The sequence below is a fragment of the Sphingomonas sp. G-3-2-10 genome, from assembly GCF_012927115.1.
GTDB lineage: Bacteria > Pseudomonadota > Alphaproteobacteria > Sphingomonadales > Sphingomonadaceae > Sphingomonas.
Genome location: NZ_JABBFY010000002.1, coordinates 508,331 through 531,450 on the forward strand (window position 1 = coordinate 508,331; position 23,120 = coordinate 531,450).

The 23,120-nt window shown below is 67.3% G+C and carries 27 protein-coding genes and 1 tRNA gene; 6 read left to right on the plus strand and 22 right to left on the minus strand.

The window, feature by feature from the left end; translation table 11 throughout:
* The first annotated feature begins 23 nt into the window (after nucleotides 1-23).
* A complete protein-coding gene (locus tag HHL13_RS19010; protein ID WP_346775591.1) occupies nucleotides 24-2,528 on the plus strand; it encodes a DUF2339 domain-containing protein in 2,505 nt (834 codons plus the stop codon).
* On the opposite strand, the gene HHL13_RS19015 is transcribed toward HHL13_RS19010, so the two are convergent.
* Entirely contained in the window at nucleotides 2,529-3,005 is a 477-nt protein-coding gene (locus tag HHL13_RS19015; RefSeq protein WP_169557501.1) for a DUF6456 domain-containing protein, read from the minus strand.
* A gap of 94 nt (nucleotides 3,006-3,099) precedes the next feature.
* Here HHL13_RS19015 and HHL13_RS19020 point away from each other — a divergent pair, with 94 nt between their 5' ends.
* Both HHL13_RS19020 and HHL13_RS19025 read left to right on the plus strand, forming a co-directional pair.
* Nucleotides 3,100-3,675, plus strand: a complete 576-nt coding sequence (locus HHL13_RS19020; protein ID WP_169557502.1) for a helix-turn-helix transcriptional regulator — start codon at nucleotides 3,100-3,102, stop codon at nucleotides 3,673-3,675.
* Between the two features lie 60 nt (nucleotides 3,676-3,735).
* A complete protein-coding gene (locus HHL13_RS19025; protein WP_169557503.1) occupies nucleotides 3,736-4,104 on the plus strand; it encodes a hypothetical protein in 369 nt (122 codons plus the stop codon).
* Between the two features lie 27 nt (nucleotides 4,105-4,131).
* Here the strand turns inward: HHL13_RS19025 and HHL13_RS19030 are convergent.
* The 8 genes from HHL13_RS19030 to HHL13_RS19065 form a co-directional block, all read right to left on the minus strand.
* Nucleotides 4,132-4,207, minus strand: a tRNA-Val gene (locus HHL13_RS19030).
* A gap of 94 nt (nucleotides 4,208-4,301) precedes the next feature.
* Entirely contained in the window at nucleotides 4,302-5,255 is a 954-nt protein-coding gene (locus HHL13_RS19035; protein WP_169557504.1) for a winged helix DNA-binding protein, read from the minus strand.
* Nucleotides 5,256-5,381: 126 nt separating this feature from the next.
* Nucleotides 5,382-6,302: a hypothetical protein gene (locus HHL13_RS19040; protein ID WP_169557505.1), complete on the minus strand. Its 921-nt coding sequence runs from the start codon at nucleotides 6,300-6,302 to the stop codon at nucleotides 5,382-5,384.
* A gap of 49 nt (nucleotides 6,303-6,351) precedes the next feature.
* A complete protein-coding gene (locus HHL13_RS19045) occupies nucleotides 6,352-7,755 on the minus strand; it encodes an NAD(P)(+) transhydrogenase (Re/Si-specific) subunit beta (protein ID WP_169557506.1) in 1,404 nt (467 codons plus the stop codon).
* A gap of 4 nt (nucleotides 7,756-7,759) precedes the next feature.
* Nucleotides 7,760-8,038: a proton-translocating transhydrogenase family protein gene (locus tag HHL13_RS19050; RefSeq protein ID WP_169557507.1), complete on the minus strand. Its 279-nt coding sequence runs from the start codon at nucleotides 8,036-8,038 to the stop codon at nucleotides 7,760-7,762.
* A gap of 3 nt (nucleotides 8,039-8,041) precedes the next feature.
* The gene (locus HHL13_RS19055) at nucleotides 8,042-8,500 is read right to left on the minus strand and encodes a hypothetical protein (RefSeq protein WP_169557508.1); all 459 of its coding nucleotides are present in this window, start codon (nucleotides 8,498-8,500) and stop codon (nucleotides 8,042-8,044) included.
* Between the two features lie 2 nt (nucleotides 8,501-8,502).
* The gene (locus HHL13_RS19060) at nucleotides 8,503-9,624 is read right to left on the minus strand and encodes an NAD(P) transhydrogenase subunit alpha (RefSeq protein ID WP_169557509.1); all 1,122 of its coding nucleotides are present in this window, start codon (nucleotides 9,622-9,624) and stop codon (nucleotides 8,503-8,505) included.
* Nucleotides 9,625-9,762 (minus strand): aa3-type cytochrome c oxidase subunit IV, encoded by a 138-nt coding sequence (locus tag HHL13_RS19065; RefSeq protein ID WP_169557510.1) that lies wholly within the window; start codon nucleotides 9,760-9,762, stop codon nucleotides 9,625-9,627.
* A gap of 152 nt (nucleotides 9,763-9,914) precedes the next feature.
* Here HHL13_RS19065 and HHL13_RS19070 point away from each other — a divergent pair, with 152 nt between their 5' ends.
* Entirely contained in the window at nucleotides 9,915-11,342 is a 1,428-nt protein-coding gene (locus HHL13_RS19070) for a sigma-54 dependent transcriptional regulator (RefSeq protein WP_169557511.1), read from the plus strand.
* On the opposite strand, the gene HHL13_RS19075 is transcribed toward HHL13_RS19070, so the two are convergent.
* From HHL13_RS19075 to HHL13_RS19090, 4 genes are all read right to left on the minus strand, one after another.
* The gene (locus HHL13_RS19075) at nucleotides 11,339-11,782 is read right to left on the minus strand and encodes a hypothetical protein (RefSeq protein WP_169557512.1); all 444 of its coding nucleotides are present in this window, start codon (nucleotides 11,780-11,782) and stop codon (nucleotides 11,339-11,341) included. The genes HHL13_RS19070 and HHL13_RS19075 overlap by 4 nt on opposite strands.
* Nucleotides 11,783-11,841: 59 nt before the next feature.
* Nucleotides 11,842-12,534 carry a DUF4253 domain-containing protein gene (locus HHL13_RS19080; RefSeq protein ID WP_206377132.1) on the minus strand — a complete coding sequence of 231 codons (693 nt, stop codon included), beginning with the start codon at nucleotides 12,532-12,534 and terminating at the stop codon, nucleotides 11,842-11,844.
* An 86-nt stretch (nucleotides 12,535-12,620) separates the two neighbouring features.
* Nucleotides 12,621-13,715, minus strand: a complete 1,095-nt coding sequence (gene folP, locus HHL13_RS19085; protein ID WP_169557514.1) for a dihydropteroate synthase — start codon at nucleotides 13,713-13,715, stop codon at nucleotides 12,621-12,623.
* Nucleotides 13,716-13,848: 133 nt separating this feature from the next.
* On the minus strand, nucleotides 13,849-14,985 hold the full coding sequence (locus HHL13_RS19090; RefSeq protein ID WP_169557515.1) for a site-specific DNA-methyltransferase: 1,137 nt from the start codon (nucleotides 14,983-14,985) through the stop codon (nucleotides 13,849-13,851).
* Nucleotides 14,986-15,226: 241 nt separating this feature from the next.
* On the opposite strand from HHL13_RS19090, the gene HHL13_RS19095 reads away from it, so the two are divergent.
* Nucleotides 15,227-16,003 carry a hypothetical protein gene (locus tag HHL13_RS19095; protein WP_169557516.1) on the plus strand — a complete coding sequence of 259 codons (777 nt, stop codon included), beginning with the start codon at nucleotides 15,227-15,229 and terminating at the stop codon, nucleotides 16,001-16,003.
* A gap of 481 nt (nucleotides 16,004-16,484) precedes the next feature.
* On the opposite strand, the gene HHL13_RS19105 is transcribed toward HHL13_RS19095, so the two are convergent.
* The 9 genes from HHL13_RS19105 to HHL13_RS19145 form a co-directional block, all read right to left on the minus strand.
* The gene (locus HHL13_RS19105; RefSeq protein ID WP_169557518.1) at nucleotides 16,485-17,630 is read right to left on the minus strand and encodes an OmpA family protein; all 1,146 of its coding nucleotides are present in this window, start codon (nucleotides 17,628-17,630) and stop codon (nucleotides 16,485-16,487) included.
* Nucleotides 17,631-17,738: 108 nt separating this feature from the next.
* Nucleotides 17,739-18,242 (minus strand): DUF2793 domain-containing protein, encoded by a 504-nt coding sequence (locus tag HHL13_RS19110; protein WP_169557519.1) that lies wholly within the window; start codon nucleotides 18,240-18,242, stop codon nucleotides 17,739-17,741.
* A 15-nt stretch (nucleotides 18,243-18,257) separates the two neighbouring features.
* A complete protein-coding gene (locus HHL13_RS19115; protein WP_169557520.1) occupies nucleotides 18,258-18,971 on the minus strand; it encodes a hypothetical protein in 714 nt (237 codons plus the stop codon).
* Nucleotides 18,874-19,890 carry a phage major capsid protein gene (locus tag HHL13_RS19120; protein WP_169557521.1) on the minus strand — a complete coding sequence of 339 codons (1,017 nt, stop codon included), beginning with the start codon at nucleotides 19,888-19,890 and terminating at the stop codon, nucleotides 18,874-18,876. The genes HHL13_RS19115 and HHL13_RS19120 overlap by 98 nt, the downstream gene beginning before the upstream one ends.
* Nucleotides 19,891-20,360: 470 nt before the next feature.
* On the minus strand, nucleotides 20,361-20,528 hold the full coding sequence (locus tag HHL13_RS19125; protein ID WP_169557522.1) for a hypothetical protein: 168 nt from the start codon (nucleotides 20,526-20,528) through the stop codon (nucleotides 20,361-20,363).
* A gap of 70 nt (nucleotides 20,529-20,598) precedes the next feature.
* Nucleotides 20,599-20,805, minus strand: coding sequence for a cold-shock protein (locus HHL13_RS19130; protein ID WP_169557523.1), 207 nt, complete (start codon nucleotides 20,803-20,805; stop codon nucleotides 20,599-20,601).
* A gap of 31 nt (nucleotides 20,806-20,836) precedes the next feature.
* The gene (locus HHL13_RS19135) at nucleotides 20,837-21,238 is read right to left on the minus strand and encodes an HK97 family phage prohead protease (RefSeq protein ID WP_169557524.1); all 402 of its coding nucleotides are present in this window, start codon (nucleotides 21,236-21,238) and stop codon (nucleotides 20,837-20,839) included.
* Entirely contained in the window at nucleotides 21,235-21,543 is a 309-nt protein-coding gene (locus HHL13_RS19140) for a DUF6127 family protein (protein WP_169557525.1), read from the minus strand. The genes HHL13_RS19135 and HHL13_RS19140 overlap by 4 nt, the downstream gene beginning before the upstream one ends.
* Entirely contained in the window at nucleotides 21,540-22,658 is a 1,119-nt protein-coding gene (locus tag HHL13_RS19145) for a phage portal protein (protein ID WP_169557526.1), read from the minus strand. The genes HHL13_RS19140 and HHL13_RS19145 overlap by 4 nt, the downstream gene beginning before the upstream one ends.
* A gap of 17 nt (nucleotides 22,659-22,675) precedes the next feature.
* Here HHL13_RS19145 and HHL13_RS19150 point away from each other — a divergent pair, with 17 nt between their 5' ends.
* Nucleotides 22,676-23,032, plus strand: coding sequence for a hypothetical protein (locus HHL13_RS19150; RefSeq protein ID WP_169557527.1), 357 nt, complete (start codon nucleotides 22,676-22,678; stop codon nucleotides 23,030-23,032).
* Nucleotides 23,033-23,120: the final 88 nt, after the last annotated feature.

Here is a 23,120-nt window from a genome sequence, read left to right on the forward strand (position 1 = left end):
TCCCGCTGTGCAAGGCTGCACGCGTGTTTCTGCTGGTCCTCATCCTGACCGTCATATTCGGCGTGATGCTCAGCGGCCTTCGCAAGCGGCTGCGCGATGCCGAAGCGGACATTCATCATCTCGAGGTCCGGCTGGCGACGCTGGAGGCAAGGCCGGCCTCCGCGCCGATAGCCGAGGCACCCTCGCCGCTCGTCGTGACGCCAGCGGTGGCCATAGTGGAAACCCTGGTCGTCATCGAGCCGGAGCCCGCCACGGCTTCCGATCCCGAGCCTGGGCCCGTGGCTCCCGCACCGCCGCCGCCCGCGCCGCGTCCGCCGCTCACGCTCGAATCGATCATCGGCGGCAAGCTGCCGATCTGGATCGGCGGCGTCGCGCTGGTCCTCGCCGGTTTCTTCCTCGTCCGCTATTCGATCGAGCATGGCCTGCTCGGCCCGGGGGCGCGGACCGTCCTCGCCGCGATCTTCGCCGTCGCGCTGGTCATCGGCAGCGAAATCACGCGTCGCCTGCCCGCCACGCGCGACGATCCCCGGGTGGCGCAGGCGCTGGCCGGCGCGGGCACCGCCAGCCTTTACGCCACGCTCTATATGGCGGCTTCGATCTACCATCTGGTGTCGCCGCTCACCGCGTTCGTGCTGATGCTCGGCATCACCGGCCTCGCCCTCGCACTGTCGCTGCGGCACGGCCCGCCGACCGCGGCGATGGCGCTGGCCGGCGGCTTCATCGCGCCGCTGGTCGCCGGATGGGACGCAGCCGGGATCGGTCCGCTGCTGATCTATATCGGCCTGTTCACCGCCGCGCTGTTCGGCCTCGCGGTCCATCGCGGCTGGGGCTGGCTGGCATTGGCGGCGACCGGCGCGGGCTTTGCCTGGATCAATTTCCTGCTGGTGATGCTGCAGGGAGGCGATCTCGCGCTGGTCGGCGGCTTCGTGGTCGTCCTCGCCGCCGGAGCGAGCGCCGCGCTGCCCGCCACCGGTATCCGCGCGACCTGGCTGCGCATGGCTCCGCTGGTGGCCGGGCTGATCCAGCTGATCGCGCTGGCGCCCGCGCTCGATTTCGATGCGCTGTCGTGGAGCTTCTATCTGGCGCTGAGCGCGGCGACGCTGTTCCTCGCATGGCGCGACGCCGTTTACCTGCCAGGCGCGATCGCCGCGCTCATCTTGCTCCTGCTGCTCGAAGCGCTTGCGCTGGCCCAGCCCGAGCTGCGCGTGACTCCGGTCGCAGCGATCGCCGCGGCCCTGATCTTCGCGCTTCCCGGCCAAGCGCTTGCGCGCCGCCATCCGGGCTGGGCCGGGCTCGCGCTCGGCGCGGCCGGCGGACCGCTGCTCGTGGCGCATATCTTTGCGCAAAGCCTGATGACCGATTTCGGCTGGGGCGCGCTCGAACTGCTGGCCGCAGCGGCCACGGCAAGTCTGGCGTGGCGGCTACGCGGCGAAGCCGATCGCCCGATCCTCCCCGCCGCGACGTTGGCCGCCGCGCTGCTGGCCGCGATCGGCCTTGCCCAGTTCTTCCCGAACGATTGGCTCGCCATTCCCCTGACGCTTGTGGCGCTGGCACTGGCGGGCTGGGCCCGCTTCGTCCGCGCACCGGCCTTGTTCGAGACGCCGGCGCTCCCCCTTTCCGCCGTGCTGATCGCGGGCGCGCCGCTGCTCGCCGACCTGCTCCATGCAATCCGGCTCTCGCTCGAAGCGAACCTGTATTACGCGGCGCTTCCCCCGGTCCCGGCCACGTTGCGCGCATTCGCCATCCCGCTCGCCGCCGCGATCGCGCTGCTGGTGGCGGACAAGGCGCTTTTCGGCCGATTGCGCAGGGGCGCCGAAGCGGCAGCAATCACGCTGGGACTGCTGCTCGCATGGCTCCTCGCCAAGCAACTGCTCGCGATCGACACGCCACAGGCCTTTACCGCCTGGATCTTCGTCGAGCGCGCGATCCTCACCCAGGCCTGCCTCGCCGGGGGCTGGGTCCTGCTCCGCCGCACCTCGCACGCGACGCTCGGCACGATCCTGTTCGGACTGGGGCTCGCCCGTTTCGTCTGGTTCGATCTGCTGCTGCTCGATCCGGCGCTGGTCGATCAGTGGGTCGGGTCCTGGCCTTTGCTCAACGCGGCGGTGATCCACACGGCGCTGACCGCCCTGTGGCTGTATCGCCTGCCACCGACATCCATCCGCCGCACCGATCTCGCCGCGCTCGCAGTCACGCTGGTCGCGCTCGCCGCCGCGGTGCGCCAGTTCTTCCACGGCGCGATCATGACCGGCCCGGTCACCACCGGCGAGAATGGCGCCTATTCCGCGGCCTTCCTGATCCTGTCGCTGATCTGGCTGTGGCGCGGCATCGCCACCACGCAGCGCACGCTCCGGATCGCCGGGCTCTCGCTGCTTACCGTGGTGACGCTGAAGGTCTTCCTGATCGATGCCGCCGCGCTCGACGGCATCTTGCGCATCCTGTCGTTCCTCGGACTGGGCATCGCGCTGATCGCGATCGGCTGGGCCTATGGCAAGTTCGTCGGCAAGGGCGCCGAAGCGGCGAGCTGATCAGCGCAGCCCATAGTGATCCGCCAGCCGGTCGAGCGCGAAGCCCAGCACCAGCTTGCCCGCGCGAGCCGGCCATCCCAGCCCCTTCTCGGCGAGCGGCAGCCCCTCGCAAGCGCAGACAACGCGCCACAATATGTCCGCCAGCCCCGGCCCCGCCGCCGCGATCGCCGCGTCGAAGCGCCGCTTGGCAGCGATCTGCGCCAGTGTCGGATCGAGTCCCTGCGGCGAGCCGCGCCGTCCGCCGCCATTGGGGCTGGCGTCCCACCGCATCGTTACCCGCGGGCCGAGCGAAGCGGTCTCATAGTCGGTTCGAAGCCGTTCCCCCGCCTCGAACTGGCGCGCATCGACATAGCCCCGCGCCCGCAGCCAGCCGAGCGGCGATTCGGCGAGGTTTACCGTCACGCTCCGCCGGCCGCGCTGTCCATGCTCCGATGCCAGCCGTTCGCCCTCGATCGCTCGTTCCGCCAGTTCGCGCATCTCACTCTCCATCGCTTCCGAGTCGCGAACGGCTTGCCACACCGGATATTTTGTAGGACAGATGAAAAACCAAAAAGGTTAGGAATGATCCGCGATGATCACTGCCATCCGTGAAGTCCGGCGCGCCAAGGGCCTGACGCTCGAAGACGTCGCCCGGCGCTGCGACCCGCCCACCACGGCCCAGACCATCGGCCGGCTCGAGACCGGTACGCGGACCGTTTCGGTCGGCTGGCTCAATCGTATCGCCGACGCGCTTGGCGTTGATGCCGCCGATCTGGTGAAGCTGCCTGAGCGCCCGGAGATTCCCGTCGCCGCGCTGCTCGACGGGGGCGGGGCGCAGGCCCCGCGCCGCGAAGCCAATGTCGCGCCGCCGCGCGCCGCGCCCGGCCTGGTGGCGGTGACCGTCGCAGGCGGCATCGGCGACTATCGCGCGGGCGACGAGATCTGGTGCGAACGGCTGGCCCCGGATGCCTTTGCGAACGCGATGAACCGCGACGTCCTCGTGCCCCGCCCGGCCGGGCGCTTCCTGTTCGGGCGTCTGATCGGCCGCGAGGGCGGGGAGAATGGCGGCAAGCTCCATCTGCTCCCGCTTGGCGCCGGCACCCGCCAGCAGGTGGTCAACGATCCGGCGTGGATCGCCTGCGCCATACGGCTTGTCCGCCCACTTTAGACGCTTGCCCGAACGCGCAAACAGGCGCATTCGATTGCGACAAATCAGGAGGGGTAACTGATGCGCTACCAGATCGCCGCTTTTGCAGCCGCTGCGTTTCTCGCGGCTGCTCCCGCGCTTGCCGAGGACTGGGATTTCATCCTCACCAACTCGACGGGCAAGGCCATCAAGAAGTTCGAGATTTCGCCGGCCGGCGGCGGCTCATGGGCGGACAACAAGGTCGATCCCGAGATTCAGCGCGAGTCCGAGACCAAGGCCGGCGGCCGCACCACGATCCATTTCGACAAGGGCGCGGGCTGCAAATACGATCTGCGCGCGACCTTCGCCGACGATACGACGCTGGTGTGGACCAACATCAACGTGTGCGACGCGGCCTATGTCACGATCAAGGTCAGCGCGGCCGGGGCACCGACCTTCACCGCGAACTGAACGCCGGGCTCCGGCCTTGCGGGATGATGGTGGGCGCTGACGGGCTCGAACCGCCGACCCTCTCGGTGTAAACGAGATGCTCTACCAACTGAGCTAAGCGCCCGTGGCGCGTTGCGCGAAACGTGTGTTTTCGCGTTCCGCAATGCGACACTGAAATTCCCCGATGCCAAACGTCCGGCATCGGGGCAAGCGCCGTTTCAGATAATTGCGAGGCCCAGCCGCTTTGCCGCGGCGATATAGCCGCGCATCCCTTCGATCCCCTTGGCGCTCAGGCGGACATAGGCGCGGCGCCGGTCGCTCGGATCGGCATGGCGATCGAACAGGCCGGCGTCGTGCAGCGTCCCGATCCAGCGTAGCGCCGTGGTCGGCGGCACGGCCGCCGCGATGCACAGGCTCGACACCGAAACCTGCCGTTTCTCCAGCTCGGCCGCGTAGAGATCGAGCAGCATGTCCCAGGCGGGATCGGCGAACAATTCGCTGTCGAAATATTGCGCACGCAGCCGCCGCGACCGGATCGTCGCGCGAATTTCCTGCGCGCTCGCATCGGCCGGCTCTCCGCCGTCGGGGCCGCGATACTCGTTGCCCTTGTCACGCACCCCGCTGCGGCGCGATACTTCCTGCTCCTCGCGCGTCAGCCGCGCCAGCGTATCCGCGATCCGCGCGACTTCGTCGTTCAGACGCCGGAGCCGCGCTGCTTCGGCTTCGCGATGCCCTTCGTGAAGCTGCGCGCCGCCGCGCACCCGCGCCACGCTCAGCGCGCCGACGCGTTCGGCCAGGTCGGGCGCGCAGAGCAGTTGCGCATGGCCACCCATCAGATGCACCGCAGCCACGTCGATCTGCTCGGCCCGGATCGCCGCCACCACCGCGCGGCCGCGTTCGCGCGCCACCGCGTCGGCACGCGCCAGCACCGCGTCGAGCAGTTCCTCCGGCGCCCCGATCGCATCGATCAGGATCAGGTCGATCGCGCCATGATCGGCCAGCCCGGTCGCGGCTGCCTCGAACCGCACTTCCCCGCCCGCGCGAATGCCCGAAAGCGCCAGCGCTTCACGCGACAGCCGCAGCCCCTCCTCGTCACCGGCAATCACCAGCGCGACGGGCTCGTCGTTGCCATAATGGGAGCCACCGGCTCCGGTCGTCTGCACAGTCGCCATCAACTCTCAGTTCGCCTTCTGCCCCGGATGCCGCGAGGCTCCGGAGCGGTTGAGTTCGAGTTCCTCCGTTTCGGAGGTTATGAGGCGACCCGCTCGCGGCGGTTGGTGAGAATGCTCCGTTCCGGATTATTCGAAGATTTCGGCGGTGCGATACGCATCGTCCTCGGTGACATCGCCCTGCTCCGCGAGAAGCTCGCGCGCCGCGCTGCCCACCACGCCATAGCCCAGCACGAAGCTGACCAGCGAGAAGATCGAGAAGGTGACGGTCGCATAGATCATCCGCGCCGTGCCGAACGCCTGCTGCGCCGCCATCCGCTCCATCGCAGCCTCTCGCGCGCCCGGTTCGTTCCCTGCGCGCATCACGTCGGCCATGCCTGCGAAGCTCGACCAGAACACGATCACCGCCAGCACAGCGACAATCACCCAGACGAGGAAATAGGAACCGAACAGCGTCCAGAACCGCCCCTTGCCCAGCGACCAGCCTTCGTCGATCGCCATGCGGCGGCGATGGAAGGTCATCGGGAAGATCAGCGACACCCGCACGCAGAACCAGATCCAGCCGAGCATGAAACCGAGCCCGAGCAGCAGCATCATCGCTCCGCCGAGCATCGGCACGTCGCGCGCGATCAGCGCGACGATCAGGCCCAGCAGCATCATTCCCAGCCAGCTGATGAAATAGATCACGATCATGCCGATGACGAACAGGATCGTCAGCCCCAGCATCCGGAACTCGTCGCCGCCGACCCGCAGCGACGCGAACGCGCTGTCATGCGGCCGCAGGATCGCCCGATACACCGCGTTGATCAGGACGATCGAGAGCAGGATGTAGAGGAAATAGACGAACAGCATCGTGAGGACGAAGCCGCCGCCGATCGATTGCGGATCGACCGGCTGGCCCGGCATCATCGCGCCGCCAGCGACGAGCGCCATGATCCCCAGGATCGCGACCGAACCCAACAGATAGGTTAGTCCCCAGATCGCAACGGCCGCCGGCCGCTCGCGAATCAATCCAAACGTGCCGCCAACGATGGAACCAATCGTCGCCATCTCATCCCCCTCTTATGCCCTTGAGGGATAGTGGCCGGAAAAGCCGTCCTTAGTCCAGAGACTTGACGATCTCTTCCACCATCTTCTTCGCGTCGGCGAGCAGCATCATGGTATTGTCCATGTAGAATACGTCGTTGTCGACGCCCGCATAGCCCACGCCGCCCATCGAACGCTTGATGAAGAGCACGGTCTTGGCCTTCTCCACATCGAGCACCGGCATCCCATAGATGGGCGAGGCCTTGTCGGTCTTCGCCGCCGGGTTGGTCACGTCGTTCGCGCCGATCACGAATGCCACGTCGGTCTGCGCGAATTCGGAGTTGATGTCCTCCAGTTCGAACACTTCGTCATAGGGCACGTTCGCTTCGGCCAGCAGCACGTTCATATGCCCCGGCATACGCCCGGCGACGGGATGGATCGCATATTTCACGCGGACGCCATGTTCCTTCAGCTTGTCGCCCATCTCGCGAAGGGCGTGCTGCGCCTGCGCCACGGCCATGCCGTAGCCCGGAACGATGATGACCTGCTCGGCCTGCTGCATCAGGAACGCAGCATCCTCGGCCGAGCCACGCTTCCACGGGCGCTGCTCCTTGGCTTCGCCGCCGCCGGCTGCCGCATCGCCGCCGAAGCCGCCCGCGATCACGCTGATGAAGCTGCGGTTCATCGCGCGGCACATGATGTAGCTGAGGATCGCGCCCGACGAGCCGACCAGCGCGCCGGTGACGATCATCGCGGTGTTGTGCAGCGTGAAGCCCATCGCCGCCGCCGCCCAGCCCGAATAGCTGTTGAGCATCGACACCACGACCGGCATGTCCGCGCCGCCGATCGGGATGATCAGCAGGAAGCCGATCAGGAAGCTGAGCGCCGTGACGGTCCAGAACACCCACGGGCTCTGGTCGGTCACGAAATAGCCGATCAGCCCGAGGATCGCGGCCAGCGTGCCCAGATTGATGACATGGCGGGCCGGCAGCATGATCGGCTTGCCGCTCATGTTTCCGTTGAGCTTGAGGAAGGCGATTACCGATCCGGAAAAGGTGATCGCGCCGATCGCCACGCCCAGCCCCATTTCGATCCGGCTGACCTGATGGATCAGCCCGTCGGGGCCAGTGATGCCGAAGGCTTGCGGGTTGAGGAACGCCGCCGCCGCGACGAGCACGGCCGCCATGCCCACCAGCGAGTGGAACGCCGCCACCAGCTGCGGCATGTCGGTCATCGCGATCTTGCGTGCGATGACGAAGCCGATCGCGCCGCCGATCACGATCGCGCCGACGATCTCGGGCAGGCTGGCGATCTCGTGCGTCACCAGCGTGGTGACGACCGCGATCAGCATGCCCGCCATGCCGTAGCGATTGCCGCGGCGGCTCGACGCCGGGCTCGAAAGCCCGCGTAGCGCCAGGATGAAGCAGACGCCCGAAACCAGATAGGCGAGCGCGACCCAGGGGTTCACCTCATGCATCGGCTCAGCCCTTCTTCTTGTACATGGCGAGCATCCGCTCGGTCACGGCGAAGCCGCCGAAAATGTTGATGCTGGCGAAGACCACCGCGACGAGGCCGAGCCATTTCGAGCTCGCGCTGCCGCCCGCCGCCGACGCGATCAGCGCCCCGACGATGATCACCGAGGAGATCGCGTTGGTCACCGCCATCAGCGGCGTGTGCAGCGCCGGCGTGACCGACCAGACAACGTAATAGCCCACGAAGCAGGCCAGTACGAAGATCGACAGGATCGAAATGAAGTCCATGAGTCAGCGCCTCCGTGGCGTATAAATCGAGATAATGCGGTGCATACGGTTGAGCGCTGGCGCGACCGGATCCAGCGTGGCGGCGATGCTTTCCCGCGTGACCCCGGGGCCATCGGGCCTCGCGCAATCGACGACTGCCGCGAGATCGCTGTTCGCCTTGCGCTCCGCATTCAGGATCGCGGCATAGGGCGCGCCCGCGGCACGCCGCTCGACCCGCGACAACTGGCGCAGCAGCGGTGCGTACTGAACCAGCAGTTCGGGCTTCCCCGTTGGCGGGCAAACCGGGTGAAGCGCCCGATAGACCAGCCGCGCATCCACCCGAAATGCCGCGTCGCTGTCCGCACGGTTCTGCGCAACGGGTTCGCGGTCAGGGCCACTCGCATGAGCCATTGCCGCAACGCCGCCGGCTGATCCGATCCCGCACAGGCCAGCGAGCGCGAGCCTGATGGCGGCTGCGCGCATTTTCACCCGAGCAGCCTTGCGCTCACGACCTTGCCGCCCTGCGTCAGCCGGACCGCGTCGCCAATCTCTTCGTCGAGCACCACCTTGCCCGCTTCCTTGTCCCAGAAGGCGCTCAGGAAATTGAACAGGTTGCGCGAGAACAGTGCCGAAGCGTCTGCCGCCAGCCGCCCGGCGACATTCTTGTGACCGACGATCTTCACACCATGCTTCTCGACGATCTCGCCCGCGACCGCGCCTTCGACATTGCCGCCGCTTTCGACCGCCAGATCGACGATCACCGAGCCCGGCCGCATCGTCGCGATCTGCGCGTCGCTGATCAGCCGCGGCGCGGGGCGCCCCGGGATCAGCGCGGTGGTGATCACGATGTCCTGCTTGGCGATATGCGAAGACACCAGTTCGGCCTGCGCCTTCTGATACTCCTCGCTCATCTCGGTGGCGTATCCGCCCGAACCTTCGCCTTCGATGCCAGCGACATTCTCGACGAAGATCGGCTTGGCGCCGAGCGACTGGATCTGCTCCTTGGTGGCCGAACGCACGTCGGTCGCCGAGACCTGCGCGCCCAGGCGGCGTGCGGTGGCGATCGCCTGCAGCCCCGCCACACCGACGCCCATCACGAAGACCTTGGCGGCGGAAACGGTACCCGCCGCGGTCATCATCATCGGGAAAGCGCGGCCATATTCGGCGGCGGCGTCGAGCACAGACTTGTATCCGGCCAGGTTCGACTGAGAGGACAGGATGTCCATCGACTGCGCGCGCGTGATGCGCGGCATGAATTCCATCGCCAGCGCTTCGGCGCCCAGCGCCGCATACTCATCGACGCGAGCGCGCTCCCCGAACGGGTTGAGCCCCGCGACGATCCACGCCCCGGCCTTCAGCCCCTTGAGACTCTTCGGGTCGGGACCCTGCACGCCAAGGATGATGTCCGCATCCTTCAGGACCGCCGCGCGTGTGCCGATCGTCGCGCCCGCCGCGGCATAGCCAGCGTCATCGAACGACGCGGCATCGCCGGCGCCCTTCTCGACCGCGACTTCCGCGCCCAGCGCGATGAACTTCTTGACCGTCTCGGCCGTAGCCGAGACTCGCCGCTCGCCCGCGGCGCCCTCCTTCAGGACGGCGATCTTCACTTACTTGGCGATCAGGAAAACGACGAGCGCCCCGACCGCGAAGCACGCCACGGTCCCCCAGGTCATCATCGACACGAAGCCGGCAAAGGTCTGCGCGTGCTGCTTGATCTCATGCGTCGCGTTGTTGTCGTCGGCCATGTGATCGTCCCCTAGTGATTGTTTGAAACTTCCCTAACGGGGCGCGCCGCTTGTCTCAAGTCCGCCGGGCTAATTCGCGCTTAAGCTGAACTTTACCCATTCTGATTATCCCTGATGCGCTGAAACGAGACAGTGGGGACGGAAAAGGCGCGATGACGCGGAACGGGCAACGCCTACTGATGCTGATCGACGACGAGCCGGCGCAGCGCCGTCTTGTCGCGGCGATCGCTGCGCGCCGCGGCTGGCGCACCATCTTCGCCACCGAAGGCGAGATCGCCATCGCTACGCTCGGCACGCCCGACGGCATGGCGCTCGACGCCGTGATCCTCGATCATTCGTCGCCCGATGCCGACGCCTCGGCGCTGATCGCCGAACTGCGCCTGCGCCGTCCCTCGCTGCCGATCCTGATGCTCACCGCCAATGGCTCGGTCGCCGCCGCCGTCGCCGCGATGCGCGCCGGCGCCACCGATTTCCTGGTCAAGCCGCTCGCTTCCGAGCGTCTGCTCGCCGCGCTCGAAGCCGCGGTCGGCGGCAAGACCTCGGGCGAACTCCGCCCGCTCACCGAGAAGCTCTCCGCTCCGCTCGCGTTCGACGAAATCGTCGGCGCCGCGCCGCAGTTCCGCGCCGCCCTCGCCATCGCCGCCAAGGCCGCGCGTGCGCGCGTGCCCGTGCTGATCGAAGGCGAATCGGGCGTCGGCAAGGAAGTCGTCGCCGAGGCGATTCACGCCGCTTCCCCGCGCAGCCGCAAGGATATCGTCGCGGTCAATTGCGGCGCGATCCCCGCCAACCTCGTCGAATCCGAACTGTTCGGGCATGAGAAGGGCGCCTTCACCGGCGCCTTCGAACGCAAGATCGGCCGCTTCGCCGAAGCCGATGGCGGCACCCTGTTCCTCGACGAAGTCGGCGAAATGCCGCTCGAGGCGCAGGTGAAGCTGCTCCGGGTGCTCCAGTCGGGCGAGATCCAGCCGATCGGCGCGCGCCATCCCAAGGAGGTCGATGTCCGCGTTATCGCGGCGACCAACAAGACGTTGCTCGCCGAAGTCGAGGCCGGCCGCTTCCGCGAAGACCTTTATTACCGCCTCAACGTCGTTCAGGTGACGATCCCGCCGTTGCGCGAGCGCACCGGCGACATTCCAGGCCTCGCCCGCCACCTGCTCGGCCGCATCGCGGAACAGCCCGGCCTGCGCCCGCTCGGCATCACCGACGACGCGCTGGCCCTGCTCGGCACCTATGACTGGCCCGGCAATGTACGCCAGCTTCAGAATGCACTGTTCCGCGCGGCGGTGCTGTGCGACGGCGACGGCCTGACTCGCGCCGACTTCCCGCAGATCGCCCAACTCGCGCTCGGCAAGCCCGCCGGCCAGAGCGCCGGTTCGCAATCCTCGGGCAATGCCGGCGTCACCCTGTTTCGCCCAGACGGCAATCTGCGCGCGCTCGACGAGATCGAAGCAGACGTGATCCGCCTCGCCATCGGCCATTATCGCGGCCGCATGACCGAAGTCGCCCGCCGCCTCGGCATCGGCCGCTCGACGCTTTACCGCAAGCTGGGTGAGCTGGGGATCGACCAGAGCGCGGCTTAACGCACCGCGACCAGTTTTGTCGAAGCAATGTGCCAGCGAGTCTTGCTCGCCGGCGCGCCGACACCCTCGGCCACGCGGTGCAGCGTATAGCTCCCCCGGAAATGCTGGCGCTCGCCGTTCTTGAGCGTCGCGAAGACGTCCACCGGCACCTGGATCCAGCGCTGGCTCATCCCGGCATCGGCGCCATAGGGAGCCCCCGCCACCACCCGGCTGCGCGCGGTCGCGGCAAAGCCTTGACGGAACCGGTCGAAACTCTTCCCGCTCGCCCGGCCGCCATCGCCCCACGCCAGATAGGCCGCACGGAAATCGCCCCGGTCGATCGCGGCATAATAGCGTTCGACTGTCTGCTTCGCCGCCGCCGGACTGCCGACCGACTGGACCGGCGCGGCGGAAATCAGCGCAGGCGCGGCGAGCAGGGCGGTCAGGACAGAATAACGCATGGGCAACTCCTCGGAATTCCTCCGACGAACGTCCATCCGCTATTTCGGGTTCCTGCCGCTCAGTCCCACCAGAAAAACCACCAGTCGCTGCTCATCAGCGTCGCCGCCAGCGCCGAGGTCGACCCCACACCCTGCTCGACGATATCGGTGCAGTAGAAGAACTGCTCCGTCGCCAGCGTCAGCGCCGCTTCGCGCGTCTCGGGCCGGCGTTTCGCGCGCAGGTTCAATATGTCCCCGCTCAGCCCGACCAGCTCGGCGCCATAACGCGCATGCCAGTCGCGCAGCACCGCGACATGCATCTCGGGTGCGGGGCATTCATTCCATCCGCCCCAGCGCAGATAGGCCGGAACCTCCGCGCCATCCGAAGTCGGGATCAACAGGATATGGACGCGGTCGTGCGGCTTTCCGGTCAGGATGTCGCTTGCCACGGTAAGCCCGGTCTCAGGCGGCGGGCTCTCGGGCCAGTCCCCGGCCAGCGCGGCCTTGTCCTCCTCGGAGAGCCGCTCGGCGTCGAGGCGGGCGAACAGATCCTCCGGCACGCGGATCTTGCGCGACGCGGCCAGTATCACATCCACGGCGACGGCATTGCCTTCCGCTTCGAACTGCTCGCCGATCAGCGCGAGCGCCTCGTCGCCGCCGACGATCACCGGCCAGCCGTTTCCGGCGCGCCGCAGCCGCTCCCATTCCGCCAGCGCATTCGCGCCAGTCGTTTCGATGCGCGGATAGGGGATGCCGGCCGCCCGCAGCGGCATCGCCGAAGCCGCACCGAAACCGAGCCGTGCGGCAAACAGACCCCCAATCAGTTGCAATAAGCCGCGACGCTGCATCCCGGTCTTCCTCAACGCCCGACCAAGGCCTGATCGCGCATCCCGCGCCACACCCTCAGCGCCTGCGCGGTCTCGAACACATCGTGCACCCGCACGATCTGAGCGCCCAGCTCCGCGCCCTTCAATGCCAGCGCCAGCGATCCGCCCAGCCGGTCCGCGGCTTTCGCTTCGTTCGACAGCGCCCCGACGATCCGCTTGCGGCTGGCGCCCAGCACGATTGGGCAACCGAGCCCGTGGAACAGCGCGAGCCCATTGAGCAGCGCGAGATTGTCCGACAGCGACTTTCCGAAGCCAATGCCCGGATCGATCAGGATCTTCGCCCGGTCCACACCCGCCGCGACCACGGCTTCGACGCGCGCCTCCAGCCAGTCATAGGTCTCGGTCAGCACGTCGCCATAGGCGCCGCCCATCACGCCGCCATGCGCGCCCTTCTTGGGATCGGGCGAATGCATCAGCACCACCGGGCATCCGGCCTTAACCACCACCTCGAGCGCGCGGTCGTCCCACAGCAAAGCCGCGACATCGTTGACGATATGCGCGCCTGCCGCCAGCGCGGCTTCCATCACTCCGGCCTTGCGCGTGTCGATTGAAACTGCAGCACCGCTGCGCGCCAGCCGCTCGATCACCGGCACCACGCGCTTGATCTCGTCGCCTTCCCACACGGTCTCGGCGCCCGGCCGCGTCGATTCGCCGCCGACATCGACGATCGCCGCGCCAGCCACGCCCATATCGACGCCCGCCCCTGCCGCGCCTTCGGCATTGCCGAGATGCGCCCCGCCGTCGGAGAAGCTGTCGGGCGTCATGTTGAGGATGCCCATCACCAGCGGCTGGTCCATCCGCAGCACCCGCTCGCCCAGCGTCAGTGCCGCGCGCGGCGCACTGATCCGCGCCGCGATCGCCTGCAATCGTGCGTCATCGGGGAGTTCGCCGACCGGGATGGTACGCTGAAGGAACCGCTTGCCGCCCTCGACCGCGATCAGCTCATAGGCGGCAAACCACTGCAACCCACCCGCCAGCCGCGCCACTTCGCCGTCGCGCCCGATCGGCGTGTCGGCGAACTGCGTGGGACGCAGGTAAAGTCTGGCGGAGGGAGAGAGGAGATCCATAGTCGCCTCATATCAAGCCCCTCCTCTTCAGAGGAGGGGTTGGGGTGGAGGATATATTCCGGGCGACGGCCTCTGCGGGGCAATGACGGCCCCACCCCGCCCCCCTCCCCGGAAGGAGAGGGACTTTGAGGAATCAGGGCTGCGTCGCCAGCAAATAGGTCTGGCGGATATCGTCGATCGGCTTGAGCCCGTCGGCGGCTTCGTAATGCCAGAAGGTCCAGCCATTGCACGACGGGGCGCCCTGCAGCGTCGCGCCCAGCTTGTGGATCGAACCGGTCGTCCCGTCGCAGCTCAGCGAGCCATCGGCACCGACCACGACGCTGTACTTCCGCTTCGAATCGGTCAGCACCGTGCCCGGATCGATATAGCCATTCTCGACAAGTGCGCCGAACGCCACGCGCGGCGCGGCCTTGGGCGCCTGCATCGTGCGCAGCGCCGATTCGTCGAGCGGCAGCGCGGCGTTGATCCGCTCCCACGCCGCGTCGCAATAGCCCTGCTCGCGCTCGATGCCGATCCAGCGGCGGCCGAGACGCTTGGCGACCGCACCGGTGGTGCCGGTGCCGAAAAAGGGATCGAGCACGACGTCGCCGGGCTGGGTACTGGCCAGCAGCACACGGTACAGCAGGGCTTCCGGCTTCTGCGTCGGATGCACCTTCACGCCGTTCTGCTTCAGTCGCTCCGGCCCGCCGCAGATCGGGAACTCCCAGTCCGAACGCATCTGCAGTTCGTCGTTGAGCGTCTTCATCGTGCGATAGTTGAAGGTGTAGCGCGCCTTCTCGCCCATCGACGCCCAGATCATCGTCTCGTGCGCGTTGGTGAAGCGAGTGCCCTTGAAATTGGGCATCGGGTTGGCCTTGCGCCAGATAATGTCGTTGAGGATCCAGAAGCCCAGGTCCTGGATCGCCGAACCGACCTTGAAGATGTTGTGATAGCTGCCGATCACCCAGATCGTGCCATTGTCCTTCAGGATGCGGCGCGCCTCGGCCAGCCATTCGCGGGTGAACTTGTCGTACACCGCCAGGCTGTCGAACTTGTCCCAGTCGTTGGTCACCGCATCGACATGGCTGCCGTCGGGCCGGGCGAGATCGCCACCGAGCTGGAGGTTGTAGGGCGGATCGGCGAAGATGCAGTCGATCGACTTGGCCGGAAGCGAGCGCATCGCTTCGATGCAATCCTGCATCAGGATCGAGTCGAGCGGCAGCTCCTTTGCTTCCACGACCGGCGCGATCGCCTTGCGGCCGCGCGTGCCGACCTTCTCCATTACGCCCATGATTAACTGTTCCCCTTGCCCGGAACCCCCGGTTTCGCGTCGGTTGCAGCGTCTCGTCAAGCGAACTTTAGTTAACGAAAATGCTGGCTAAATCGTTAACCGGGCAGAACATTTCGGCACCCTCCAGATATTGAGTCAAAAAGTTATCCACAGGCGCAAGGGATGGGGGTGTGGCACGAAAGACTCACTGGCGAGGCCTCGCGATTATGCTAGTCGCTGGGGAAAGAGAGGGGCTTCCACCATGCCGATCATCCTGCCGCTGCTGCTCGCCATCGCCGTTCAGGACGCCGACAAACTCGCCGCGCCGGTCGCGGCGGATACGGCAACGATTCTCTACGCGCCTTCGCGCTCGCTCGAATCCGCCACCGCCGCTGCCGAGACCGGCTTGCCCGCGACCCCGGTGACGCTGCGCTTCCAGTGCCTGGTCGAAGCCGGAACGGGCACACCGCAAAGCTGCCTGCTGCTCGACGGCACGGCCCAGCCCGCGCTTCGCCGCAGCGAATATGATCGCCGGCTGACCGCGCAGACCCTCGGCCCCGCAGCGCGCGTCGCGCTTGCCCGGATCCACTTCACTCGAGTCCGCCCGACCGAAGCCGCGGCGGATCCGGCCGCCAAGACCGTCACCCTCACGCCGATGCTGTTCACCGAAACCGTCAGCGCCACCGATGTGCGCCAGCCCGGCGCCCCGGTCGGTGTGATCGGGTCGAATGATATGGAAATGGACGAGCGGCCTGACGCGGCGTTGCTCAACGCCTATTATCCGGCACAGGCGCTCAAGGAGAATGTCGAGGTGCGGATGAAGGCGCTTTGCCGCATCGGCGCCGATCGCAAGCTCTTCTGCCGAAATGCCGAACCGACCGCTTCCGATCCGAAACTGACTCCGGACCTCACGCGCCAGTTCGAACTGGCCACCTATCAGGTCCTTGATGGCATCCGCCTCGCCCCCCTCAGCAAGAAGGGCGACCCCGTGGTCGGCCGCGACATCGAAGTGCGGATCGGCTTCGTCCTGCCGGAGTAAGGAAGCAACGACCGGTCCGGACACGCGTCCGTCCACGGATCAGGCCTGATTGCAGAATACGTCCCATCTCGCTTGGAAGGCGAATGGCGGAGTTCCGCCTGCAGGGATCACGATGCTCGCACCGTGCAGATCGGCATAGCCCAGCCGGGCGCGCTCGGAGAAGCAAACCTTCATCGTCCGCGGGTCTATGGCCATCTCGGCGGCGTCGAACAGACTGTGCAGGTCGCAACGCAGGAGAATGCCGTTCTCGAGCGCATTCAGCCCCTGCGGGCAAACGGCAAGACCGTGTCCGTGCGAGGAGCATCGCTGCGAGCACCGCGCTCCGTCATATCGGCCTCTCCAGTAGCCCCGGCCCGTCGTCGGTGAGGCGCGATGTCTGACGGATGATTTGCCTGACGGAGACAACGCCAAAACAGAAAAAGGGAGGCCGGTTTCCCGACCTCCCCAATTCTGTTCAGTCCCTCTGCGGAACCGGTAGGGCTTAGTTGCCCGAACCCGGACCGTAGGTGACTTCCACGCGACGGTTCTGCAGTTCGCGAACACCGTCGGCGGTGGCGACACGGGGCTGGCTTTCACCGAACGCTTCCGTACCGATCACGCCACCGGGGATGCCGCGGCTCGACAGATAGCCCTTCACCGCATCTGCACGACGCTGCGAGAGACCAACGTTGTAGCTGGCAGCACCCGAACGGTCGGCGTGGCCGGCCAGCATGACCGATGCGTTGCCGCAGTTCTGGTAGTTGCTGATCGCGTTATCCAGGATGCCAGCGGCTTCCGGCGTGATGTCCGACTTATCCCAGTCGAAGAACACGATGTACGGTCCCGGGGTGCAGACCACTGCCGGAGCAGTCGGGGTCGGCTCGGGCGGAGGCGTCCAGGTCGGGGTCGGGGTGGGAACCGGCTCCGGCGTCGGAGTCGGAGCCGGCTCAGCCGGGCCACCGAAGTTGAAGGTCAGACCACCCAGGATCGAGTGCGACCGGAAACGGCCTTCGTAGTTGCGGCCGGTGATGTCCACCAGGCGAACGTCGTCGGCGTTGAAGAAGCGATACTTCAGCGTGACGTCGATCGAGTCGGTCAGCGGAGCGCGGATACCCGCAACGGCCTGCCAGGCGAAGACCGTGTCCGAATCGTCGAGGAAGTCACGACGGGTGTTCAGGCCGATGTTGGTGTCGACACGGGCAACGCCCACGCCGCCGCCGACAAAGCCGCTCAGCGAGTCATCGTCGCCGAAGTCGAGCAGGCCGTTGACCATGAAGCTCAGCGCCGAGGTCGTGCCGCCAGCGCCGTTGTAGGTGCCGGGAGCAGCGTTCTGCAGCTGGCCGGGCGGGTTCGGGTTGACGACCGGCGTGGTGACCGTCGAGCGCCATCCAGTGACGTTCGACTGACGGTAGCCGACTTCAGCTTCCAGACGGAAACCGCCAAAGTCGTAACCGACGGTCGCGTCGGCATCCCAACCAGCGCGCTGGTCGGCGGTCGCGGCGCGCGGCACGGCGCCGATATCGAAGTTGACATCTTCGACAAGCATCGCGCCACCTTCGACACCCACATACCACGCATCGTCGCGGGCGAGAGCAGGCGTGCTAAGCGCGGTGGTCGCAAGTGCCAGAGTGACGGCAAGCTTCCGCATCATAATCCCCTTTCTGAGTTGTCACTACGGACAGCGCAAACTCACTACCGAAACGAAGGTTTCCACGCAAGCGCACAAATAAGGGCACTGTTGCCGGAACATCACAGTTCAGGGCGTATCGACCAGTCCATGTTCCCGGAGCGCAAGGAGAATCGCCGCGATTGCGCTCCGCGCTTCGCTGTCCACGGTCGTTCCGCCATCGGGGTCCTCGATCGCCCCGGCGCGCGGCCCGACGACCTGTTCGCCTTCGACGATCAGCCGCCCGTGAGAGACGCCGATCAGCCAATCCCCCTCCGTGAACAGCGCGAATCCCTCGCTGTCGGCGACCCATGCGCGCATCCCCTCCGGCGGGGCCAGAAAGCGCCAGCCGGCCGCGGTCCACCCCGCCACCGATCGTGCGTGACCAGCCCAATCGCCGGTCGGCGCGGTCCCGACGATCCAGGCCTGTCCGGGCTCGGGATCGACCGGCGGAATATTTGCGCCGGCGGCTAGGACAGTGGCCTGAACGGCCAGATCCAGCCGGATCAGCGCTTCATTATGATACATTTCCTTCTGCGCCTGCCCGGGCTGGAGCAGCGGCAATTCGAAACGCGGAGTCGGCAGGGCGGTCATGATTCTCTCCCCGAATTAAACAAGCGCCGGCAAAAGCATGGCGGCGGGAGCGGAGAGACCGTGCGAGCCGATGTGGTGCACCGTCACCAGCACGCCCGCCGCCCGCTCAGCTTCGCTCACCAGCACGGCGGGAGCCGAAACCTCCACGATCCGCATCGGACCGTCCTCGGGCGAGATCGTCACTCGATAGCGCTCGCTCTCCTCGCCCAGCGGCGCGTCGATCCCGTCGATCCAGCGCCACCCGGCCCGGCTGCGCCGCACCCAACGCACTTCGCTCGCGCCCTCTGCCGCCGGATGCATCGAAAGGTGCACCGGACTGGGCGGCACGATCGAAACGCCGCTGATCGCCGCCTGCGCCTCCGCCGCTTCGTCGTCCCCCGGTCCTTCGGCCAGGATGCGCGCAACCGCGCCGATCGTCTCGCCGGGCAGATCGGTCATCGCCAGCGTCGCGGCCGTGATCAGCACGAACGGATCGCCCACCGCCTGCATCCCCGCCGCAGCTTCCGTCCCGCGCCGCCCGCGCCACAAGCCGCTCAGCCGCCAGCGGTCCGCGCCCAGTGGCTCGGCCCGCGCGAACTGGATCAACTCCTCGCCCGCCATCGCCAGATTCGCCCCGGCGTCCATCGCCGCCCTATCGGCATCGTTCAGCACCATCCCGGCATGAGCCAGCTCGATCTCGATGCTGTTGATCCGGTCGGTCAGCGTCGCCGGGCCCGTGCCCGGGGGCACGACGATTTCGCCCAGCACTGCCGGCAACGCCGTCGTTCCCAGCGGCGTCCAGCGCGCGCCCTCGTCGATGCTCAGCAGCAGCGCCGCGCGGCGCCAGCCGATTCGGGTACCCGCCACTGAGCGACGGCGCCCACAGGAACTCACCCGCGCTCGTCTTGAACTTGCGGATCCGCGCCAGCGTCGCTGAATTCATCACCCAGCTCGCCCCCTGCCGGTACGGCGCGCGCAGCGTCTGGACCAGATCGATCAGCTTCTCCTCGGGGTTCGCCGAAAACGCGCCCGCCGATCCGCTCGCCACATATTGCAGCGTCCCGAACGCGCGCGCCGCATCCCCGGTCGAAGCCGTCGCCGCCTGCAGGAAGCCCTTGGGCTTGTTCGTCCCGTTGCCGTTGACGAACGCCGATCCCTCCGCTGCCGCGAATTCATGCGCGATCTCGCCCGACAGCCATTCCTCGACATCGAACGAGGCATCGTCGAGCATCGCCTGGCTCGCCGCCGGATTGGCGAACAGCTCGCCCGTCGGCGGCGCGACTTCGTGGAACACCGGTGTATCCGTCTCGGCCCGGGCGCCGGTCTCCGCCGCCCAGCCCGAAGGCGTCGCCCCGCCGCTCGTCACCAGCTTGCGATATCCGGCCGATCCCACCTGCACCACATTGGCGATACTGCGGATCGGCGAGATCGCCTTCAGCGTCCGGTCGATCATCGCATCCAGCTCACGCGGCACCGCCAGACCGCCCGCACCGTCGCTGGCGCCAGTGAACGCCTTCATCTCCACGCCGCCGCCCCCGCTGCGCAGGAACATCTCGAACCCGCTCGCCGAGGGCTCGCCACCCGCCAGCATCGGCCGCGCCGCCGGCACGCCCGCCTTTTCCACCGCCTCGAAGCTGCCCTCGAGCGCATCCGCCTTCACTTCGATCATGTCATTCTCCCCACACACGAAAAACCTCCCTGAGATCGCCTCGGGGAGGGGCCATCCGAAGGATGGTGGAAGGGGCCCCGCCACAAGCGGCACCCATCGTCTCTGTCAGTTTCCGAAGATCGCAGCCTCCACGAGGCTCGCGGGCCGGCGGCCGTCCGACCCTATGCGCGGAGAGCTACGCGCGCAGCTGGCCGCGCCGATTCCACCTGAAGTTCGCGGTAAGCGAGTTCGGCCTCAATCAACCGTTACGTTGCTCAACTCAAACCGTCCGCCCGAGCAGGATAGGTTGAAACGCCCCACGGTCAGCAACGGTGATGCAAGCGCCGATCCGCCTTCACGAACCGATCCGTCATCGTTCCGCCATTTGAGCCGCAAATGCGCAACGCCGCCGGGATCCTGCCGCCGCTCGAGCTCGAACGCCGTTGCAACCGCATTTTCCCTGCCCCGGACATGCCCGGCAGGGGAGCCGATCATGCGGCGCCATGACGCTGACAGCGAAGATCGGCGCGGAAGCGCTTGAATCCCTCACCAAGCACGATCCGGGAACCGCTGGCGGACTGGCTGCCGTCGCAGACCAGATCCGTCGAAACCTGCGGGTCCGCCGCCAGCATTATTGCCAGTGATATCGCTGCCAGCATCGAACCCCTCCCACGGGCAGCCTAGCCGATTTCGGCGTTATGGCCACCGGATCCGCGAGTCACCAACACCTCACTCCGCAGCGGTGATGTTCGAAGCCTGCTTGCCCTTCGGCCCGGTCGTCACTTCGAACGCGACCCGCTGGCCTTCCTGCAGCGTCTTGAATCCGCCCATGTTGATCGCCGAATAATGCGCGAACAGATCCTCGCCGCCGTCATCCGGCGTGATGAAGCCAAAGCCCTTGCTGTCATTGAACCATTTCACCACGCCCGTCGCCATTGTCCCCACCCCTGTCGTTTCGTTATCGAAACTAGCTACTTTCCTCGTCCGGCGCCATCCCGGCCGCATCCACCGCATGGACCCGCGCCAGCGGGTTCATCGGCGATGCGACAAGGCTCACTTCCATCAGGTCGAGCGCCAGCAATTCGCGATGCCGCCCGCCCCTGGCCTGCCGCACGCGATAGCCGAACGACAGCCCGTTGACCGCGCCTGCCGCCACCAGCCCGGCCAGCTCCGGCTCGCGCACCGATCCGATCACGCGCAGCCCGCGCGTGTCCTCGCCGATCCATTCGATCTCGCCCACCGGCTTGCCGCCATGCTGCCACAGCAGCGGCACGCCCCGCGCCGCGCGGAACGCCCCGCGCCGCACCACGTCGCCCCCGCGATCAGGCACATCGAATACCGAAGCATAGCCCGCGAACCGCACGCTCATCTCATCCATCCCCAGAACCCCAGCCGCGCCGCGAGCCCGACCAGCACCAGCGCCAGCCCCAGCCTCAAACCCCAGGCGAGCACTTCCTTCGCCACGGATCGCTTCGCATCGCGCCACGCCGCCAGCAGCTCGCGCAGCTCGGCCATGTCCTTGCCCGCGCCGACATCCTCCAGCCCCAGCCGGGCCAGCGCTCGCTGCGCGCCCAACTCCCCCGCTTCCTCGGCGATCGCGCGCAAGGTGGCGATCTCCGCCCCTTCGCTTGCAGCCTGCCCGATCAGTTGCGCCAGGATCGCCCCCTCGCTCACGACCGCACTCCCGATGGCCCCACCATCGCCCGCTTTTCCTCGGGACTGAGGAAATCCGCCGCGCTCACCTGCCGCCACAGCCGCTCGCGATCCTCGGCCAGCGCGGGCACCCGGTCGAGGTCGATCGCCAGCATCGCGTCCGGAAACCAGCCGCTCAGCCCCTGTGCGAGGCCCGTCAGGATCGTCTCCGCCAGCGGCAGGATCGCCAGCCGCCACAGCGCCCGGTTCGCTTCGCGATAATTCGCATAGCTATTGTCCCCCGGCAGCCCGATCAGCATCGGCGGCACACCAAAGGCCAGCGCGATCTCGCGCGCCGCCGCCGCTTTCAGCCCGACAAAGTCCATGTCCGCCGGGGTCAGGCTCATCGCCTGCCATTTCAGCCCGCCTTCCAGCAGCATCGGCCGGCCCGCATTGGCCGCCCCGGCAAAGCCCGCCTCCATCTCCGCCCGCACCCGCGCGAACTGGTCGGGTGCCATCGCCGAACCGTCGCCCGGATCGAACACCAAAGCCCCGCTCGGCCGCGCCGCATTGTCGAGCAGCGCCTTGTTCCATCGCGTCGCGCTGTTGTGGATCGCCACCGCGCCCGCCGCCGCGCCCAGGCAGCCTAGGCCATAATGGTCGTCCACGGGATTGAACGCCTTGAGGTGGACCACCGCCGGCCGCCCGCCCGGATCCTCCGCCGCCAGCCGCATCACATGCTCGCCCACGCGATAGCGGTACGCCACCGGCCAGCCGCCCGCATCGGGCTCCACCGTCACTCGCTCGGGCCGCAGTGCGAACAGCTCGGTCACCCGCCCCTCGCTGTCGCTCAGCAACTGGACATAGGCATTGCCGTGCAACAGCAACTGCGCGGCCACCGTCCCGATCAGCCCCTGTCCGCCGTTCCGCGCCGCCACCAGCGCCACCAGCGCCGGATCGCTTGCGTTCAGTGGTGCGCTTCCCGCGCCTTCACTAACCAGTTTTACCGCACGTTGCGCCACAGGATTTACCAAATAGGCATCCCTGACCTGCGCTTCATAGTTGCGCGGCCAGTCGCCAAATGCCGTCACCGTCCCCTGACGCGACAGCGCCGGACGCGATCCCTCGCGCCCGGCCTTCCGACCGAACCATTTCATGCCTAAGCTCCTCGAATATGAAGACGCTGCTCGCGCTCGCCCTGCTCACCCAGACCGCCGACCGTCCCGCGTGGGAGATCGCCGATCGCTGGACCTGCACCGCGACCCAGTGGCGCATGTGCGAAGGCTTTGCCGGCGAGTGCATCCTGCACCCCGGTCAGGCGGTCTTCTGGATCGACTTCCCCGCCGCGAAATTCGGCGTCTCCGCCACCGTCTCGCGCTTCGACGAAGCGATCGTCGCCCGCCATTTCCAGGCGACGTCGATCCTCCCCCCCCGCCAGCAAGATCTCGCTCGGCACCGGCGACACGCTGACCATCGCCGCCCGCCCCCGCGCCGAAACCAGCACGGGGTCCCCCGACGACCCGGTCTATGACGGCATCGTCACTCGCTCCGGCCTCGACGGCCAGCGTCTCTACTACAGCGAGTGCCGTCCCAGCTAAGCCGCCCTCGCCCTTGCGCCG

Excerpts from the sequence above, each read along its gene's own strand:
- HHL13_RS19015 (WP_169557501.1), bottom strand. The coding sequence starts at position 3,005 with ATGCGCGAACTGGCGGAACGAGCGATCGAGGGCGAACGGCTGGCATCG.
- HHL13_RS19020 (WP_169557502.1), top strand. The coding sequence starts at position 3,100 with ATGATCACTGCCATCCGTGAAGTCCGGCGCGCCAAGGGCCTGACGCTC.
- HHL13_RS19025 (WP_169557503.1), top strand. The coding sequence starts at position 3,736 with ATGCGCTACCAGATCGCCGCTTTTGCAGCCGCTGCGTTTCTCGCGGCT.
- HHL13_RS19035 (WP_169557504.1), bottom strand. The coding sequence starts at position 5,255 with ATGGCGACTGTGCAGACGACCGGAGCCGGTGGCTCCCATTATGGCAAC.
- HHL13_RS19040 (WP_169557505.1), bottom strand. The coding sequence starts at position 6,302 with ATGGCGACGATTGGTTCCATCGTTGGCGGCACGTTTGGATTGATTCGC.
- HHL13_RS19045 (WP_169557506.1), bottom strand. The coding sequence starts at position 7,755 with ATGCATGAGGTGAACCCCTGGGTCGCGCTCGCCTATCTGGTTTCGGGC.
- HHL13_RS19050 (WP_169557507.1), bottom strand. The coding sequence starts at position 8,038 with ATGGACTTCATTTCGATCCTGTCGATCTTCGTACTGGCCTGCTTCGTG.
- HHL13_RS19055 (WP_169557508.1), bottom strand. The coding sequence starts at position 8,500 with ATGCGCGCAGCCGCCATCAGGCTCGCGCTCGCTGGCCTGTGCGGGATC.
- HHL13_RS19065 (WP_169557510.1), bottom strand. The coding sequence starts at position 9,762 with ATGGCCGACGACAACAACGCGACGCATGAGATCAAGCAGCACGCGCAG.
- HHL13_RS19070 (WP_169557511.1), top strand. The coding sequence starts at position 9,915 with ATGACGCGGAACGGGCAACGCCTACTGATGCTGATCGACGACGAGCCG.
- HHL13_RS19075 (WP_169557512.1), bottom strand. The coding sequence starts at position 11,782 with ATGCGTTATTCTGTCCTGACCGCCCTGCTCGCCGCGCCTGCGCTGATT.
- HHL13_RS19080 (WP_206377132.1), bottom strand. The coding sequence starts at position 12,534 with ATGCCGCTGCGGGCGGCCGGCATCCCCTATCCGCGCATCGAAACGACT.
- folP (WP_169557514.1), bottom strand. The coding sequence starts at position 13,715 with ATGGATCTCCTCTCTCCCTCCGCCAGACTTTACCTGCGTCCCACGCAG.
- HHL13_RS19090 (WP_169557515.1), bottom strand. The coding sequence starts at position 14,985 with ATGGGCGTAATGGAGAAGGTCGGCACGCGCGGCCGCAAGGCGATCGCG.
- HHL13_RS19095 (WP_169557516.1), top strand. The coding sequence starts at position 15,227 with ATGCCGATCATCCTGCCGCTGCTGCTCGCCATCGCCGTTCAGGACGCC.
- HHL13_RS19105 (WP_169557518.1), bottom strand. The coding sequence starts at position 17,630 with ATGCGGAAGCTTGCCGTCACTCTGGCACTTGCGACCACCGCGCTTAGC.
- HHL13_RS19110 (WP_169557519.1), bottom strand. The coding sequence starts at position 18,242 with ATGACCGCCCTGCCGACTCCGCGTTTCGAATTGCCGCTGCTCCAGCCC.
- HHL13_RS19120 (WP_169557521.1), bottom strand. The coding sequence starts at position 19,890 with ATGATCGAAGTGAAGGCGGATGCGCTCGAGGGCAGCTTCGAGGCGGTG.
- HHL13_RS19125 (WP_169557522.1), bottom strand. The coding sequence starts at position 20,528 with ATGCTGGCAGCGATATCACTGGCAATAATGCTGGCGGCGGACCCGCAG.
- HHL13_RS19130 (WP_169557523.1), bottom strand. The coding sequence starts at position 20,805 with ATGGCGACGGGCGTGGTGAAATGGTTCAATGACAGCAAGGGCTTTGGC.
- HHL13_RS19135 (WP_169557524.1), bottom strand. The coding sequence starts at position 21,238 with ATGAGCGTGCGGTTCGCGGGCTATGCTTCGGTATTCGATGTGCCTGAT.
- HHL13_RS19145 (WP_169557526.1), bottom strand. The coding sequence starts at position 22,658 with ATGAAATGGTTCGGTCGGAAGGCCGGGCGCGAGGGATCGCGTCCGGCG.
- HHL13_RS19150 (WP_169557527.1), top strand. The coding sequence starts at position 22,676 with ATGAAGACGCTGCTCGCGCTCGCCCTGCTCACCCAGACCGCCGACCGT.